The sequence below is a fragment of the uncultured Sunxiuqinia sp. genome (genome assembly GCF_947495665.1).
Lineage (GTDB): Bacteria > Bacteroidota > Bacteroidia > Bacteroidales > Prolixibacteraceae > Sunxiuqinia > Sunxiuqinia rutila.
Genome location: NZ_CANLZV010000011.1, coordinates 1 through 15,965 on the forward strand (window position 1 = coordinate 1; position 15,965 = coordinate 15,965).

The window sequence follows — 15,965 nt, forward strand, 5'->3', positions numbered from 1 at the left end:
TTATTCCGGCAGTCGTCAATCCGATCCTGGAAAACATCACCCAAAGCATGAATCACCAGGTTAGGACCGGCATTTAAGAAGTCGAGTGCAGCACCCGAGCCACGGCCACCACAGCCAATCACACCAGCTTTAAGGGGTTTGCCATCCGGCGCCTGATCAAGCAAAGGAGGTAAGTTCAGTTCTACCGTTTTCTTCTTTTCGGAACACGATACCAGTGCATTCGCTCCTATCACACCTACAGCGCCTAGCGCGGCGGCATTGGTTAAAAATTTACGTCTTGAGAAATTCGATTTTTCTGTCATTATATGGTTTTTAAAATTTAGGTTTCATTGTTAAAAATTCAGACAAGTCTGCTTTCCGGTTAATCTGTCTGCACCGACCGATCTTTGAAAAACAGGGTAAAAAGAAACAGTACTCCCAGTGACATTAGGGTTGTTATTCCCCATATCGCCTCCCAATTATAGCCACTGGTATGCTGATGATAGCTTATGATCCAGGCACAGATTAAATTGCCCAGTAACAGACCAAGCCCATAGGTCATCAAAAAGATAAACCCCTGAGCCTGAGCCCTCAATTCTTTGGGCGCTTTTTTATCGATATAGATTTGTCCTCCAACATGAAAAAAGCCGAATATCAGTCCATGAATCAAGATCCCGATGTAATACATCCAGGTTTGACTAATCAGGCCGCCCGCATAAAACGAGAGGTAACGAATGACTAAAGCTACCAACCCAAAAATCATCACTTTTCGAAGTCCTGACTTTTTGATGGCCAAAGGCACCAGCAATAAAAAGCCCATTTCAGCAAGCACTCCCCAGTTCATGGTTACCGAAATATAACGGGTATTCATATTCAGCAGAAACTCTGAAAAAAAGGAATAGTACATGGCAAACGGAATCATGGAAAGAAACGAAAACAGGATGAAAACAGCGAAATTAGGGTCTTTCAGCAGCTGTAAAGTTCCCAGTCCAAAAGCATCGGCAATCGTACTCTTACTGCCTTTGCCCAAAGGAGGAGTATCGGGTAAAGCCAGGTTAAAGATTGCAGCAATCAAGCTGACCCCTGCTCCACAAAAGAAAGGAATATTGGTTCCATCAAAATCCAGATGCATGAAATGGACAAAGAACAAACTGAACAGCCCGGAAGCAACCCAGCCAATTGAACCAAAAACCCGAACTTTCGGAAACTGTTCGGAGGAGAGATGAACCATTGAAATGGTACTAGTCAGACTCCAGGAAGGCATATACCCCAACATGGCAACCAAGAGGCAAAGGAATAAGATATCCGGATTTTGGGTTAAGCCTGCGCCTAACAACATTACAGCATTAATCATATTGAGTACCGAAAGTACGCGCTGGCTGGAAAAATATCGATCGGCAACCATCCCAATCAATGGAGAAGCAATACATCCTATCGCCATAGAACTTAAGATGAAGGCTTTCTGTGTGCTGCTTACTTCAAGGTTAGTTAAATAAGCTGCCAGTGGAACCCACCAAACAGCATACATCATGTATTGAAGGAGCATCATTAATGAAAGCTTGAATCTAATCATAGCATTTATTTACAAATAGTTATACAATTGAATAGTGTAGATTTTTCAAGAAATAAAAACTGCAAAATGATTGGCTGGGATTAGCCTAAAACCAACCATTTTACACAAGGCAAGCCAATCACGGTCTGCCTTGTGTTTTTAACTTGCTTCTATCGATTAGTTATATCCTGGATTTTGCTGAAGCTGAGGCGCTTTATTAATTTCCGTCCGTGAGATCGGCAACCAATAGTTTGAATCATCCCACGCGCGGTCATCAACGCTTTTAGCCGTATCATAAAACCAACGCTTACTGCCGTCAGCATAGTGATAAATTTTCATCAGGTAAACATCCTCGATTACCTCATCAGCAATCATCCATTTACGCATCATGTACCAACGGTCTCCTTCACCAAAGAACTCCAACTGTCGCTCTTTACGATACCACTCCCGGGCCTGATCCTGATCAGTTGTCACTCGATCGGGCACACCAGCGCGGTTACGAACCATATTCAAAGCATCCAATCCAGTCTGCAGATCACTTCCGCCCAACTCAATGCATGCTTCGGCATAATCCATTACCACCTCGGCATACCTGAGTTCAATCCAGGCATTCTGGTTATTAAAGTGCTGACCAACGGTTGCCGGGTCCTGGTATTTTTTAAGATAGTACCCATTTTTTGTTCCGTTCCAGCTTTCAATAAAACTCTGACGGGTGTCGAGTCCTGCAGTAGTATCACCAGCAGCAATATAATACCCGGTCTGAACACGGCCTTCCGGATCAATTCCGGCGCCATCACTGGGACGATCCATCCACTTGGCACCATCAAATAAAACGGTAGCATAAAAACGGGGCTCGCGACCGACATAAGGATTAATTTCCGGATCGGCTTCCAACTCAGCAGCAGTGGCTTCGCGAATAAAGTCATCTCCCGGATTATATTTATCCCAAACAAATGGAGTTCCGTCAGCCATTTCAAACTTTCTGACAACAGGCTCATTCGGACCGTTATTTCCCCAGTTATGGTAGCCGTTGGGGCCCCACCACCGATTTTGGGTTGTGGTATTTCCCTGTGATTGCAAATGCTGAACTCCCCATATTGCTTCATTGTCCCACTCTCCTTTTTGAGTGAAAATGCTAAAGAAATTCTCCGCATAGGCCATAACCTCTTCTTCGCTCATGTTAGCCGGAGGATCATCGGTTGTTCCGGTCAGAGCATAATCTCCATAGGTTCCATCCATAACAGCTTTGGCTGCAGCCTTTGCAGCTTCTAACCTTTCAGTTCGCGATCCTGTTTGAAAAGATACCAGTCCATTGGAAGCTTCATAGCCACCATTCATCAATTCACCAGTGCTCCAGCTTAATATTCTGGATTTCAAAGCAGCTGCTGCACCTTTGGTTGCACGTCCTTGCTCAATACCATCTTTTTCTGGCAGCAAAGCAATTGCATCATCACAATCGGACAAGATGAAATCCAGGGTCTCATCAATGGAAGCACGTTGAGCCGTTGAGAAATCTTCACCCAGTTCATAGGGGGTCTCAATCAACACCACGCCGCCATAAGAGCGCATTAAGTTGGCATAGTTAAAAGCCCGAATAAAATAAGCTTCTCCCTTCATACGACTAATCAGCTCTTCATCGTTACTCGTTTCAACGGGTACATTGTCAACATTGGCCAAAAACACGTTCACATTTTTCACACTGCCATACAAGGCCCAGGTAGTCCAGTTGAAGCGCCAGCTTCCAAAGTGACCCAAATGATCCGGCGTCATAATACCCTTTACCGAAGGATAGCTTCCCGGACGGTGAATACATAATACTTCATCAGTAGCTCCGGCAAGCAAGTCTTCGCGTAATCCTAATACCTGATTATTATCGGCTCCAATAAAATCATAGCACCTTCCCAAATAAGCCTTAGCCAGGTTGATATCTTCAAAAACAGACTCTTCATTAAATGCATCAACAGCTTTTTGGTCGAGAACATCATCGCATGATGTTGTCGCAAGAAGGAGCGCCAGCATCATCATTGAATATCCTAATATCTTTTTCATATTCTTCTTTTTTCAAAATTCATAAAATGATTAAAATGTAACTCTTGCTCCAATTGCAAAGGTCTTCACTGCTGGATAGGTCATAGGAGCTCCAATTTCAGGATCGAAATTCTTCTGTGCTGCATAAATCAGGAATAAGTTGTTTCCTGCAAAATAGACGCTTGCCCGTGAAATACCGCTGTTGCCAAACAACCGATTCGGAATATGATAGGTGAGTATCGCATTCTTCAAACGGCAATACGCCATATTGTTGTAATGATAAGTACTGTTATTGACATCAAATGCCCAATACAAGTCATCGCGGTTATAGGCTCTTGCCACATCGGTGTGAATATTTTCTGTGGTCCAACGGTTATCAAAACTCCACTGGAAATAATTTCCGGCTTCCCCACGACGACCATCAGCAATATTCATCCGGTAATAAGTTCCCTGCCCTTGAGCCAACATCGAAAGAGACCAGTTCTTATAATTCACATCCAAGGATATTCCATAGAACAGTTCAGGTGCATCTGTTTTGTCCAACAAAATACGATCATCACCGGTAATTTTTCCATCCCCACTAACATCTTCAAAGATGACATCACCCGGCTTAGCCCCCGGCCAGCTCGGATAAGAATCAACAGCAGCCTGGTCGGCAAAAATACCAATAGCATTGTAAAGTAAAGTCGCTCCAAAAGGATGTCCCGTGCGTTGTTGCCAAGGCTGAGCTCTTTCAGGCTCATCCATAAACACCACTTCGTTATGGTTATAAGCAATATTACCTCCAAGGTCAAACCTTAAATCGCGATTAATCGTTTTATGGTAGCCTGCTTCAATTTCGAATCCCCGGTTATCCACCTCTGCAATGTTTTCGTCGGGTAATGCTAAACCGGTAAAATCCGGAACCGACGCATCACGCGATGCCAAAATATCCGAACGTTTACTGTAGAAAAAATCAGCATTTAACGAGAACATATTCTCCAGCAATTGAGATTCAAACCCAAGGTTGTATGTTGTTTGCTTTTCCCAGGTAATAAAGGGGTTCGCCACACCTTCCTGGCGAACAACCGTTTCAACAACCTTATCTGTTCCCAGCGTTAAACCACTGGCTAATATGTATTTATTCATAAACTGGAACGGATCTCCGGGGTCCATCCCCATTTTTCCATACGAACCTCTTAACTTAAAGTAGTTGATAAAGCCTAAACTGGACTTCCAGAAATCTTCTTCAGAAGCTCTCCAACCCAACAGCAAACCAGGGAAATTACCCCATCGACTGTCCGGTGGAAACTTCAAGGAACCGTCGCGACGAATAATCGCTTCCAGCAAGTACTTCCCTTTGTAATTATAATTCAAACGTCCAATCAAGGATTTACGGGCATAAATATCCATGCTTCCCCAGTTATCCTGGTCGGCATCAGCACCTGCATCCAGCGTTTTTACAACTTCAGAAATATAATACTTACGAAATGCACCAAAGTAGTTTGAATTTTGATCAACTTCTTCATAAGCACCAAAAAGGTTGAAAGAGTGATCGCCAAAATCGCGTGCATAATTAAAGTTTATATTGGTCAATTTGCGAATACTCCGATCATAATCCTCCACCAATTCTGGAGCAGAATACCCGCGAAGTGTTGGTGTTAGTTCCATGCTGGTTATAAATCCTTCGGAGTCACGAACAGCGGTATCCCATTTAGGGAAATAAAGTGTCCACGGTTTGCGGAATCGTTTCCGGTATAAGTTGGTAACGTCATAGGTATACATTCCACTCAAGGTTAATCCCTTAATAAATGGTGGAGTAACAGTTACACCGAACGTTGTTTGATTGATGTATGATTTCTGATCGTCAGATCCACCTTCCAGGGTAGAAGTTACTACCGGGTTATCCCCATATTCAATATCGGGTCCGGGTTCGCCAGTTGGCCAGAATGACCACTGGGTGGGAACCAAACGGGTAGACTGCCCATAAATGGCACCGGCTCCTTTTGTTGGATATAGTTTATTATTCAAAAATCCGGCGTAATCAACTGATGTTTTCAGCCAGTCGGTAATTGGTATTTCTAACTTGGCACGCAGATTATACTGTTTATAGTTTGTTGATTCCTGCTCATAAATTGCTTCTTCATTCTTGTAGCCAAAGGAAACATAGTAGTACATTCCATTGCTTCCTCCGTCTAAACTAATATTATGCTTGCTTGTTGTTGTCCAATCAGCAATCAAATCACCCACCCAATCACTATTGGGGTGCTCCCACGGATCTCGGCCGCTATAAAACAGATCAATATCCTCATCAGTAAAGGTTCTTGGCTTTCCTTCGTAGTCCTGATACTCGCTCAGCATCGTGGCATAATCACCAGCATTGGTTACTTCTGGCAATATGGTAGGAGTCATAAACCCTTGATAAAACTGGTAACTAAGTGTTGGTTTTCCAGACTTTCCTTTTTTGGTGGTTACCAGAATAACGCCGTTGGCAGCTGTTGCTCCATAGATCGCAGCCGAAGCATCTTTCAATACCGAAATACTTTCAATATCAACCGGATCAATGTCGCCCAGCGAACGTCCGGGAATTCCGTCAACAACCACCAAAGGAGCTGTGATTGAAGGATCGTCATTGTCGTCACCTAAGGTCGTACGACCACGAACCAATATTTTGGCACTATTCTGTCCGGGCTCACCACTTTGCTGAATAACAACAGACCCGGGCATCCGACCAGAAATGGCGTTACTAATATCAGGAGCTGGAATAGAAGCAATTTTTTCCCCACTTATTGAGGTTACCGAACCAACAATGTTCGCTTTCTTCTGTGAAGCATACCCCACGGCAATTACTTCCTCCAAGCCAACAACATCGGGCTCCATAGCCACATCAATTGTCATCCGGTTATTAATGGTTTCTTCTACGGTTCGCATTCCAATGAAGGTGAACAGTAAGACTTCAGCTCCCTCAGGAACATCCAGCTGGTAATTTCCATTGTCATCCGTAATGGTTCCGGTAGTTGAGTTTTTCACCACAACGGTCACCCCGGGTAAAGGCTGTCCATTATTTTCGGTGACCTGACCGCTCACTTTCCGGAGCTGACTGGCTCCCATAAAATCAGGTTTATCATCAACATTTAAAATGATTTGCCGGTCACTAATCACATACTTCACATCGGTTTTGGCAAACACCGCATCAAGCACTTCAGTAATGCTTTTGTTTTTCAACGCGAGGCTTACTGTCCGATCCATATCAATCAAGCTTTGATTGAATAGAAAATAGAATTCAGACTGATTTTCAATCTCGTCAAGCACGTTTCCTACTCGCGTGTCTGACATTAATAAGTTGAGTTTGGTTTGTTGAGAATAGAGGTCTGTAGCAAAAACTTGCGAAACAAAGACCAAGAGAACAAATAAGGTCAGGCGCATAATTCGTAACATTTTTTTAAGACTACAAGGCGTAGTCTTGCCGGTTGAGATTTTTTTCATAAATTCAAAATGTTTACTGGTTAGACATCAGTATTAATAGTAATTGCAGAGGGATTGTGCTGGAACCACGATCCCTCTTTCTTTTAATTTTTATAGCTCAGGATTACCTTTCTTTTTTCATAGATTTCATCTGTATTTTTCTTGGGTTCAATAATTTCGTAATTAATCGGAGCCGAAAGCGCCAAAAGTGCCAATACCCGCTCCAACGATTCGTCTTTAAATGTTGCCCGGTAGGGAATCTGTTTTAAAGCTTCATCCTGAATAATAATGTCGGTGTTGTACCAACGCCCCAACCTCGCGGCAACTTCATGCAAGGGCACATTCCGAAACTCCAGGAAACCATCCTTCCAACTCGTAAAATAGTGGGTCTGAACCGTCTTTACGGACACCTGATTTTCACGGGTATCCATCACCAAATGCTCCTTCGGTACCAACACTTCGTTCAAACTGGTCCCCTCTTTGCGCACCTGCACCGCTCCTTCATCCAAGGTAACCTCAACCCGATGAAAATCGTCATATGCCATCACATTGAACTGCGTGCCCAGCACCTCTACGTCTAAACCTCCGGCATTAACCAGAAAAGGAGAACGTTTATCTTCCCGGACATCAAAATAAGCCTCACCCTTCAGCTCAACCGACCTGTTCTGAAGAAAGTGAACCGGGTAAGTCAGGTAAGAATCCCCATTCAACCAGCCTGTTGTCCCATCCGGCAAAAGAAAGCGGGAACGCACTCCCGGAGGACAATAGATTTCGGCATACGCCGTCTCACTACCTGACAACTCCCACCACGCTCCAAAAAAATAGAGCGAACTAAGCAACAGTGGCAGAACCAATATTGCTGCAATACGATAAAAGGTATTCGTTAACCGATCGACCCGGCTTTTTTCAGCCTTCACCTCTGCTAGCTCAATTTGCGGCTTTATCCGTCCCCATAACTTCTTATACATTTCATCCGACACCTGGCTTCCATCAGCCAAATTCCAGTACTTGGCAAGATTTGTTTGAAGCTTTTCAAGCTGGTGGTCATCCTTAAATTGATCCACCAGAGCCTCATATTCGGCTTTCGAATAGCGGTCTCCCCAAAAATTTTCCAATAAGCGATCTCCCTTTTCAACCATTTTTAATCAATCTATCTCTACCTAGAGTATCCAAAAACGATGGCACCCCCCTATTGGAAATCCTTCTTTTTTCGATTTATTTTTTGCGGGCTATAAACAGCGGCTGGCTGGTCTTCAAGAGGTGTAAAGAAAAAAGGTACAGGTTGAAAACCTTTTTCTCGTGAAAGGCATTGCGAATCGACTTGATCGCCTGGGTTAACTGATTTTCCACAGTTTTCGGAGAAATGCCTAAAAAATCAGCCGTTTCGGCAACAGTCAATCCTTCTTTTTTGAGCAAGAGAAAAACTTCTTTTCGCTTTTCCGGAAGACGATGAATCTCCTCGTCCAGCAGTTTTAGGTAGCGCGAAAAATTATAGTTTTCACCCTCCTCTCCTGCTTGCTCCACCAGAAACTCATACAACTCTAATTTAAACTGATTTTGCCGGGCTTTTTCAAGGAAGGATTTTCGGATATCATTCAGGGCAATGGTGAATAAATAGGGACGAAAAGGTTGATGCGGGTCTAGTTGAGATCTTCGCTCCCAAACTTTCAAAAATACATTTTGAACCACCTCTTCAGCTTCCGACGATGATTTAAGCAAGTTATGAGCAAAGTGAAAAAGTACCTTTGAATATCTCCAAAAGAAATACTCAAATCCATGCAATTCTCCATTTTTCAGGGATTGAGCAAATAGCTGTTCCTGCATGTCAAATTTCTTTTCCACACGAATAGGCTTTAGGTCTACCAAACTTAATGAAAAACTTATACATTTAATATTCTTAGTTCAAATTTGTATTAAATTAGCACCAACCAATACAATTTTATTAAAAATAAGCAGCTATGAAAATCATGCATGAACAGGTAAGTTTCAGAGGAACAAACTCTTTCAACATCAAGTGGGATGATTTTCCGCACTTTACCTTTCCATGGCATTTTCATACCGAGTACGAGTTGGTTTATGTTATAAAAAGCTTTGGCAAACGTTTCGTTGCCGACCATGTTGAAGATTTTCACGATGGTGATTTAGTCTTACTGGGCCCCAACCTACCCCACTTCTGGAAAAACGATGAGGTATTTTTTCAAAACGATCCCCACTATCATGTCAATGCCATTGTCATCCATTTTCCGGCCACCTTTTTCAAAGACCAGCTGGAAAACTACCCGGAATTTCTGCCCATACGCGATCTTCTTTCCCGGGCTTCCCGTGGCGTAAGCTTTCAGAAACAGCTAGCCAATCGCTTAGGCCCCAAGCTCAAAAAACTGCTAAGCACCAAAGGGCTCAAACGTACCCTGCTCCTTTTGGAAATTCTTGGAAAAATGGCCAAAACCAGGCAATATAAATTACTTGCCAGCGAAAGCTACCGTCTCAACCTGGACAACTGGTCAACCAGCCGGCTCGACAAAATCATGCACATTATCAATGCCAACTACCGACAGGCAATTAAACTGGAACAAATAGCCAGTCATATCGGCATGAACACAACGGCCTTCTGCCGCTATTTTAAAGAGAAAACGGGGAAATCATTCATTGAGTTTGTCAATGAAATGCGGATTGGCTATGCCTGTAAACTCTTACTCGAAGGCACGCAAAGCGTTTCCCAGATTTGCTTCGAAAGTGGTTTTAACAACCTATCCAACTTCAACCGGTGTTTTAAAAAAATCACCTCGCTTTCACCGGTTCAGTATCGCAACCAGTTTCACCAGGCACACAATCACATTCAAAGCAACAGCCCAATCCAGTGATTCCTGTTTATCTTCGACCATTTCCTGCGCATCAATCAGGCCGTCCTTAAACTCCTGGAAAACATAATAAGTGTCTTTCTAAATACCACATCCAAAGAACAATCTCGAATACGAAGTGTTTTTTGCTTTTACGGGGGATCAATTGCCCTGTTTTTAAAAGAACACAGAATGAATGAGTTAATCGAGAAAGAAGAAATCTCTCAGGAGAATAAACCAACACCCCAGGAATCTATCCAACAATTTTTAGGGAAACTTAAAACAAAAATGAAGCAAGTATATCACCAACGAGGTGATATCTCAAAATACAGTCAGCAACGTGGACTTCCGCCTTTTGTGCTGCGCGAAATTATGGAATGCAACCCGCTTTCCATCGGAATACCGAAAGCCTACGGAGGCCGTGGTGCATTGATGCACGAAAATCTGGCCTTATTAGAAGCCGCCTCTTACGAGTCGTTGGCACTTTCGCTGACCTTTGGAATTAACTCGGCGCTGTTCCTGCAACCTGTCGGGAAGTACGCCCTTGAAGAAGCCAAAGGTCCGGTTTTCAAACGATTCCTGGAAAAGCAAAACATGGGAGGGCTCATGATTACAGAGCCCGATTTCGGGAGTGATGCGCTAAGCATGCAGACTCATTTTCAAGAAGCAGACGGTCAATTTCACCTCAAAGGGAAAAAGCACTGGGCCGGCCTGACGGGCTGGGCCGATTTTTGGTTGTTAACCGCCCGCCGAAAAAACAGCGATGGTGACTTACAACGCGACATTGACTTTTTCATTTGCGATGTCACTCAACCCAACCAAGGCATAAAAGTCGAAGAATTTTACGATAACCTGGGGCTTTACCAAATTCCCTACGGACGAAATCACATTGATGTGAAAATTCCGAAAACACACCAGCTGAAGCCGCACTCAACCGGAGTTAAGATGATGCTTGACCTGTTGCACCGGTCGCGCATGCAGTTTCCGGGCATGGCCATGGGCTTTATTCACCGCATTATGGACGAGGCCATCAGCCATTGCAAACAACGTTTTGTTGGCGGCAAAAGCCTGCTCAGCTATGATCAGGTTCAGGAGCGCCTTTCCAAATTGCAAGCCTCCTTTACCATTTGCTCAGCCATGTGTTCCAACAGTGCCAAAAGAGCCGGGGTGGAAAACGACCTGACCGGAATGGGAATTGAAGCCAATGCCGTGAAATCGGTTGTGACGGATTTGATGCAGCAGGCAGCACAGTCGCTTACGCAGCTGGTTGGTGCGCAAGCCTATAAACTCAGTCATTTGGGTGGTCGTGGCATTGTTGACAGCCGCCCGTTCCAGATTTTTGAAGGCTCAAACGATATTTTGTACGCGCAAATTTCCGAAGGCATTGTAAAACAAATGCGCCGCCTGAAAGAGAAAAACCTGTTTAATTTTCTGAAAGGATTTGAACTGACCAGCCGCTCGGCCGACCAGCTAAAAGACCTGTTCAATTTTGATTTAAACCTACAGCTTCCACAGCGAAAAGCAGTGGAACTCGGAGCTGTTATTGGCCGGGTCATTTCCATGGACATGGTGCACAAACTAGCCGATGAAGGATTCCGGAGCGACCTGATTGAAGGTGGCATAAACATGCTGCAACAGGAAATTCAACAGGCCATGAGTACATTCAGCCTGCAAACCAGCGATCTGGTTGTGGTCCACTATCAGGAAAACAGCTCCTGGCTTAAGCCTTCGGTATAACAAAATACCCCATAAAGATGAAAGACATCAATCCTGCCGATTGGTGTCTTTTTGTTTTCCGGGCATGACCAAGTTATTTGTTAATTTTGTATGGAAAACAAATCACAAAAAACAGCCAATGAACAAATGGGCTAATATGCACCCAAACAATAAGCAAGCAAAGGCATTTCAAACTCCGGCCTGGCTCGAGCCTTTGCGCCAAGCTTTCTGGAGTAACCCCAACCTGTTGCTGGCCAGCAAAGCAACCCTGGCCATCGCCTTACTGGCAGTGCCGCTCGTTATTTTGGGTCATTCCTTTATTGCGGTAACCCTGGCACTGGGCGCACTGGCAGGGGCCCTCTCCGAAACCGATGACCACCCCAAAGGCCGGATCAAATCACTGGTCCTGAAAGTGGTTAGTTTTGGGATATCGAGTCTGGCAGTGGAGTTGCTCCGTCCCTATCCTATCATACTGGGGCTGGGGCTAGGTGTTTCCACCATCGTCTTTCTGTTGATTGGCGGAATCAGTGAGCGCTACCGTGGAGTTACCTTTGGAGCTGTGCTTGTGGGAATTTACGCCATGTTGGGAACCGAAATCAGTCCGGCCTGGTATTGGCAACCCTTATTGCTTCCGGCAGGAGCCTTGTTTTATGGTCTGTTTTCATTGGCCTTGCTTTATTATCATCCCTGGCGATTGCTTGAGGAGCAGCTGGCGCGCGGTTACCTGGCCCTCTCCGAATATCTAAATGAAAAGGCCGCACTTTTCCCCAGCGATGAAAAACATCAGGAAAAAATACGCAACCAGCTGGCGTTGCAAAATGTACAGGTGGTAGATGCTCTGGAACGCTGCAAGGAAGTGCTGAACAGTTATGGCGATGCCTTAACCGATCATGCGCCATTAAGACCTTACCTACATTATTTTATTGTTCTGCAGGGATTGCACGAACGAGCCGCTTCCAGTCACGAGCGCTACGATGTGCTAAGCCGCGATCCGCACAACCAGGAATTGCTCGAAGGCATTGGCCAAACGCTGATCCAGTTGTCGCAAGCCACCCGGCAATTTGCCACAAGTTTGCTTACAAACGTTCCCTACCGCCACCCGGTATCGCTGGGCTGGGTGGTTCAGGTTTTAACAGACCAGCTGGAGAAACACAAACCCAGTGACACCCATCCGCTGGCTTTGCTTATTCGGAATTTAGCGCGTTCGCACCAATCTTTACTTCACCTTAGCGAAAACCAGCCAGGCACACTAAGCCCGCGCCTGGCCAAAGATCAACGCTCACTCATGCAGCGCTTGAAAGCTCAGCTTAGCTGGGACCATCCCCGCTTGCGCCATGCCATCCGGCTCAGCTTATGTTTTCTTATCGGCTTTGCCATTTCTGAAGGATTTAATGTTGCCAAAGGCGAATGGATCATTCTAACCTCCTTGTTTGTGTGCCAGCCAAGTTACAGTGAAACGCGGCGAAAACTTTTCCAGCGCATCCTGGGAACCATCAGCGGGGTTGTTGGCGGGGTGCTGATTGTTCAGTTGCTGCCCACCATGCCCGGACAGCTGCTGCTGCTTTTGGCTGCTGCCTTTTTGTTTTTCTTTTGGCTGCGAAGACGCTATGCTGTTTCGGTCATTTTCATCACCATTTTTGTGCTCAGTGTTTTTAACCTGGTTGCCAACAAAGGTGTAGCCCTTATGCTTCCACGCCTAATCGACACCCTTATTGGATCAGCTTTGGCCTACGCCACCGTCCGCCTGCTTTGGCCCGATTGGCAATCCAAACGGCTCCCCACACTTTTGAATGAAGCCATTCAGAAAAACACGGCTTATTTTCAAGCCATTATTCAGGAATACCAGCAGCAGGAAGCAGACGACGACCTGCCTTACCGCATTGCGCGCCGCGAAGCCCACCGGGCTGATAATGCCCTGGTGCTGGCCTGGCAAAACATGCAAGTAGAACCCCGGAAGCAGCAGCGCTTTCGTGAGCAGGCATTTTCACTCACGTACCTCAACCACGCACTGTTGTCCTACCTTTCGGCCTTTGGAGCCCACCGCGAACAACGGCAGCCCGCCAACAGCGAACAGCTCATTTTGGCCAACGAAATTTTGAAAGTTCTCCAGGAAGCCCATGTTTCAGCGCAAAAGGACAAAGAACTGATCCATTTGCAAAGCATTCAGAAACAAATTCGCCTGCGGATAAAATCATCGCAACAAGATGCCGTTCAAATGCAATTCACCTTGCTTTACAACATTGCTGATGTCACCATCCAGCTTTTACAGCAAGCTGACTTTATTCAACAGGCACAGCCACAGGCAACCATCAAGACTGAAATTTCAAATGCATGAGTTTTCTCTTATTCAGTCTCACGATAAAGCCCTATTTTTATAAACTTCAGAAATTACAAAAACAACAAACGCATGAATCAGATTGAAAAATACATCGAAGAACATAAAGATCGATTTATCCAGGAATTGTTTGGCCTGATCCGCATTCCCTCCATCAGCTCGCAGTCGGAACACAAAGCCGACATGTACAAAGCCGCCGAATACTGGAAAGAATTGTTGCTCAGCAGTGGTGCCGACAAAGCCGAGGTATTCGAAACCGAAGGAAACCCGGTAACTTATGCCGAAAAAATAATCGATCCGTCCAAACCAACCGTTTTGGTGTACAGCCACATGGATGTAATGCCTGTTGAGCCCTTGGAATTATGGAAATCACCTCCGTTTGAGCCGGAAATTCGCGATGGCAAAATCTGGGCTCGTGGCGCCGACGATGACAAAGGACAAGCCATGATGCAAGCCAAAGCATTTGAGCTGATGGTAAAAACCGATACGCTGCCCTGCAACGTCAAATTTATGATTGAAGGAGAAGAAGAAATCGGTTCGCCCAACCTGGGGAAATGGTGTGAAGAACACAAGGAAATGCTAAAAGCCGATGTTATTTTGGTATCGGATACGACCATGATTAACCCGGAAACACCAACGATTACAACCGGTTTACGCGGACTGGCCTATTGGCAGGTTGAAGTTACCGGCCCCAACCGCGATCTGCACTCGGGAATGTTTGGCGGTGCTGTGGCCAATCCCATTAACGTATTGTCAAAACTGATTGCTCAAATGACCGACGAAAACGGGCACATAACCATTCCCGGATTCTACGACGATGTTTTGGAAGTATCGGCTGAAGAGCGGGCCTTGATGGCTGAAATCCCGTTCAAGCTGGAAGACTATAAAAAAGCACTGGACATTGATGAAATTGCCGGTGAGAGTGGCTTCACTACCACCGAACGTACCGGTATCCGTCCATCGTTTGATGTATGTGGCATTTGGGGTGGTTATACGGGCGAAGGAGCCAAAACGGTACTTCCGTCGAAAGCCTTTGCGAAAATCAGCAGCCGTCTGGTTCCCAACCAAAACCATGAAAAAATTGCCGAGCTGTTCAAAGCACATTTCGAAAGCATTGCCCCTAAAACCGTGAAGGTGGAGGTAACACCCTTGCATGGCGGACAAGCCTACGTTTGCCCCATTGACCTGCCGGCCTACCGCGCTGCCGAACAAGCCTGCCTTGATGTATTTGGCCGTCGTCCGGTGCCTAATCGAAGTGGTGGTTCCATCCCCATCATCTCAACTTTCGAACAGATTTTGGGAATCAAATCCATTCTGATGGGATTCGGGCTGGAGTCAGATGCCATTCACTCGCCCAATGAAAACTTTCCTTTGGACCAGTTTTTTAAAGGCATTCAAACCATTCCACTGTTCTACAAGTATTACGCAGAAATGGCCTAAAACAGTCCTCTTAATCGACTCTCCGGCTGAGGCTCGGTCAAGAGAAATGCAAAAGGGATGTCATCTTATTTGAAAGATGATATCCCTTTTTTTTGGGGGCCTATCTCCCATCAAGTTAACGGTGGCTTCTAGGCTTTCATATTTTTAGCCAAATACCATTCAGTTTGTCAAACATGCTGGCCAATAAGAATCGGATTTCCATCGGGGTCAATCAGAACAATGCTTGCCGGGCCGGTTGTATTGGCCGTCTGAATTTACTGGATCAAAGCCAGACCGCTGTCCTTTAGGTGCTTCTGAATGCTTCGCACATCGTCAAACGATGCAAGCTTGTTGGCTTCTTCATCCCAGCCCGGATTAAAGGTGAGTATATTTTGTTCAAACATCCCGTGGAACAGGCCAATGAGCGCATTCCCGTTTTTGAGAATAAGCTAGTTTTGCTCAATATCGCCGGCAAAAACATCAAACCCCAGCTTTTGATAAAACGTTTTGGACACTTCCAGATCCTTCACATTTAAACTGATTGAAAAAGCGCCTAATTTCATAAGTCTTTCATTTATTGATTCAAAAGTTGGAACGTAGCAAATACAGAAATGATTCGTCCCAAAGTGAAGACTACCCAAAGACTCATTGGTCA

11 protein-coding genes are annotated in these 15,965 nt (G+C 45.1%); 4 read left to right on the forward strand and 7 right to left on the reverse strand.

The features are described 5' to 3' along the window. The 6 genes from Q1A18_RS13360 to Q1A18_RS13385 form a co-directional block, all read right to left on the reverse strand. On the reverse strand, positions 1-302 hold a 302-nt coding region (locus Q1A18_RS13360), incomplete at its 3' end, for a twin-arginine translocation signal domain-containing protein (protein WP_299581069.1). A 59-nt stretch (positions 303-361) separates the two neighbouring features. Then, the gene (locus Q1A18_RS13365) at positions 362-1,552 is read right to left on the reverse strand and encodes an MFS transporter (protein ID WP_299581072.1); all 1,191 of its coding nucleotides are present in this window, start codon (positions 1,550-1,552) and stop codon (positions 362-364) included. A 156-nt stretch (positions 1,553-1,708) separates the two neighbouring features. Next, positions 1,709-3,580, reverse strand: coding sequence for a RagB/SusD family nutrient uptake outer membrane protein (locus tag Q1A18_RS13370; RefSeq protein ID WP_299581075.1), 1,872 nt, complete (start codon positions 3,578-3,580; stop codon positions 1,709-1,711). Positions 3,581-3,610: 30 nt separating this feature from the next. Continuing rightward, the gene (locus tag Q1A18_RS13375; protein ID WP_299581079.1) at positions 3,611-7,024 is read right to left on the reverse strand and encodes a TonB-dependent receptor; all 3,414 of its coding nucleotides are present in this window, start codon (positions 7,022-7,024) and stop codon (positions 3,611-3,613) included. Positions 7,025-7,107: 83 nt separating this feature from the next. Continuing rightward, positions 7,108-8,142 carry a FecR domain-containing protein gene (locus tag Q1A18_RS13380; protein ID WP_299581082.1) on the reverse strand — a complete coding sequence of 345 codons (1,035 nt, stop codon included), beginning with the start codon at positions 8,140-8,142 and terminating at the stop codon, positions 7,108-7,110. Between the two features lie 76 nt (positions 8,143-8,218). Then, positions 8,219-8,845, reverse strand: coding sequence for a sigma-70 family RNA polymerase sigma factor (locus Q1A18_RS13385; protein WP_299581085.1), 627 nt, complete (start codon positions 8,843-8,845; stop codon positions 8,219-8,221). Positions 8,846-8,961: 116 nt separating this feature from the next. Between Q1A18_RS13385 and Q1A18_RS13390 the strand changes: the two genes are divergently transcribed. The 4 genes from Q1A18_RS13390 to Q1A18_RS13405 all read left to right on the forward strand — a co-directional run bounded on the left by Q1A18_RS13390 (position 8,962) and on the right by Q1A18_RS13405 (position 15,331). After that, the gene (locus tag Q1A18_RS13390) at positions 8,962-9,864 is read left to right on the forward strand and encodes an AraC family transcriptional regulator (protein ID WP_299581088.1); all 903 of its coding nucleotides are present in this window, start codon (positions 8,962-8,964) and stop codon (positions 9,862-9,864) included. 168 nt (positions 9,865-10,032) lie between these two features. Further along, positions 10,033-11,577: an acyl-CoA dehydrogenase family protein gene (locus Q1A18_RS13395; protein WP_299581091.1), complete on the forward strand. Its 1,545-nt coding sequence runs from the start codon at positions 10,033-10,035 to the stop codon at positions 11,575-11,577. A gap of 118 nt (positions 11,578-11,695) precedes the next feature. Next, the gene (gene yccS / locus Q1A18_RS13400) at positions 11,696-13,891 is read left to right on the forward strand and encodes a YccS family putative transporter (protein WP_299581094.1); all 2,196 of its coding nucleotides are present in this window, start codon (positions 11,696-11,698) and stop codon (positions 13,889-13,891) included. Positions 13,892-13,963: 72 nt separating this feature from the next. Beyond that, positions 13,964-15,331 carry a dipeptidase gene (locus Q1A18_RS13405; protein ID WP_299581097.1) on the forward strand — a complete coding sequence of 456 codons (1,368 nt, stop codon included), beginning with the start codon at positions 13,964-13,966 and terminating at the stop codon, positions 15,329-15,331. 254 nt (positions 15,332-15,585) lie between these two features. Here the strand turns inward: Q1A18_RS13405 and Q1A18_RS13410 are convergent, their stop codons facing one another. Next, positions 15,586-15,714, reverse strand: a complete 129-nt coding sequence (locus tag Q1A18_RS13410; protein ID WP_299581100.1) for a hypothetical protein — start codon at positions 15,712-15,714, stop codon at positions 15,586-15,588. Positions 15,715-15,965 lie beyond the last annotated feature (251 nt).

Coding starts and splice junctions, on each gene's coding strand:
- Q1A18_RS13405 (WP_299581097.1), top strand. CDS start 13,964: ATGAATCAGATTGAAAAATACATCGAAGAACATAAAGATCGATTTATC.
- Q1A18_RS13375 (WP_299581079.1), bottom strand. CDS start 7,024: ATGAAAAAAATCTCAACCGGCAAGACTACGCCTTGTAGTCTTAAAAAA.
- Q1A18_RS13370 (WP_299581075.1), bottom strand. CDS start 3,580: ATGAAAAAGATATTAGGATATTCAATGATGATGCTGGCGCTCCTTCTT.
- yccS (WP_299581094.1), top strand. CDS start 11,696: ATGAACAAATGGGCTAATATGCACCCAAACAATAAGCAAGCAAAGGCA.
- Q1A18_RS13365 (WP_299581072.1), bottom strand. CDS start 1,552: ATGATTAGATTCAAGCTTTCATTAATGATGCTCCTTCAATACATGATG.
- Q1A18_RS13410 (WP_299581100.1), bottom strand. CDS start 15,714: ATGTTTGAACAAAATATACTCACCTTTAATCCGGGCTGGGATGAAGAA.
- Q1A18_RS13395 (WP_299581091.1), top strand. CDS start 10,033: ATGAATGAGTTAATCGAGAAAGAAGAAATCTCTCAGGAGAATAAACCA.
- Q1A18_RS13380 (WP_299581082.1), bottom strand. CDS start 8,142: ATGGTTGAAAAGGGAGATCGCTTATTGGAAAATTTTTGGGGAGACCGC.
- Q1A18_RS13390 (WP_299581088.1), top strand. CDS start 8,962: ATGAAAATCATGCATGAACAGGTAAGTTTCAGAGGAACAAACTCTTTC.